The organism is Alkalinema pantanalense CENA528 (genome assembly GCF_050753345.1).
GTDB lineage: Bacteria > Cyanobacteriota > Cyanobacteriia > Leptolyngbyales > Leptolyngbyaceae > Alkalinema > Alkalinema pantanalense.
Genome location: NZ_JBLZFX010000226.1, coordinates 1 through 1,275, shown reverse-complemented (window position 1 = coordinate 1,275; position 1,275 = coordinate 1). Strand labels below are relative to the sequence as shown.

The window sequence follows — 1,275 nt, the reverse complement described above, 5'->3', positions numbered from 1 at the left end:
TCATACAAATGGGTACTTGGAGTCATGATGGTTCGACTGGTTGTGTGGTAACTTCTAGCCTAAACCAGACTCCAACGCCCGTCCCGCTTTCGTTTTATTCCTCAATACTTTTGTCAGTCAAGCAGGACTTCGACCTTAAAGCGTTTGCCATACCCTTGAATGACCTGCTCCGCTGCCAGCATCACATCACTGGATAGGAGAATGATCTGCTTGCCGTTTGGGAGTTGGGTTAAGACAAACAGCACTGCCGCATCTGGGCTATCCCACAACAATTGAAAGCACTGATAGTAGACGGTTGTTTGCTGACCATAGAGCCAGACGACTGTTTTGAGACAAGCTTCTTTGGGAGCAAATAGCTCTTGGAGCTTGATCTTGCTACCCCATTTTCGCGGTCGTCCCCGTCCTCGCGTGCCGGGATAAGGACTGAATTGCGCATAAGCGACGGTGGAAATTCGAACTCGACTAATCAGATGTAACCCATGCTCTCGCAACGGTTGCAACACATTGGCGGCCGCATAATAAGCATCGAGCAAAACATAGCTGCCCCAACTCATGTAGGTAACGCACAAGGCTGACATCTTATCGACTAAAGTAGACGCCTGAGTGGAGGCTGTTTCCTCGACAATCCCGTCATGCAGTTTGAACACGAGCGGTACTGCAAACAAGGCGGTTCCGGCTCCCATCAAGATGCTCAAAGCACTGAAGTAGTGTCCCCGAATCCATTCCGGTTTTCTGACATCTGACGATTCTTGGTGAAGTCTCTTCACCCCTGGCATCTTACGGCCTTCCTTGGCAACTTTGATGCCATCTCCCACGTACAATCGCTGTCCTTGTAATTGCTCTACCTGCGGATGGGCGCTTAACCACTTGCTCCAGTGCTGGCACAACCCATCGACCGAGAAGGCACTCGAATGAAACCAATGCAACGCCTGATGATAGTAGCCTTCACCGAGTCCTAATGCGTTCAGATAACGGGTCACTGCCGACGGTTGAGTCGTCAATAAGACACCCCAAAACAGCAATACAAACCACTCAAAGGTCGCTGCACGACTGAAGACTGGACGGAACTGGAGCAGAATTTGCTCAATGCGTCGATAGAGTTTCATAATGAACTTGGCTGACTGTGATTATTCAGCCAGTTTCCGACATTCCGTCCACTTTAGCCCTCTTCAGTCACTCTAAGCAGAGGAAAAGATAAGTTGCAGGTTTAATCGCTGCACTGAAGGACAGATGAACTGATTCATAGGACGGATCAATTGCTCAAATGCAGTATGC

At 49.3% G+C, this 1,275-nt stretch carries 1 protein-coding gene; it reads right to left on the bottom strand.

Annotated features, from left to right (window positions below):
* Positions 1 to 113 precede the first annotated feature (113 nt).
* Positions 114 to 1,106: a transposase gene (locus tag ACN4EG_RS27765; protein ID WP_431633525.1), complete on the bottom strand. Its 993-nt coding sequence runs from the start codon at positions 1,104 to 1,106 to the stop codon at positions 114 to 116.
* Positions 1,107 to 1,275 lie beyond the last annotated feature (169 nt).

Bases quoted from the DNA above. Each gene is read 5' to 3' on its own strand.
- ACN4EG_RS27765 (WP_431633525.1), bottom strand. From the start codon at position 1,106: ATGAAACTCTATCGACGCATTGAGCAAATTCTGCTCCAGTTCCGTCCA.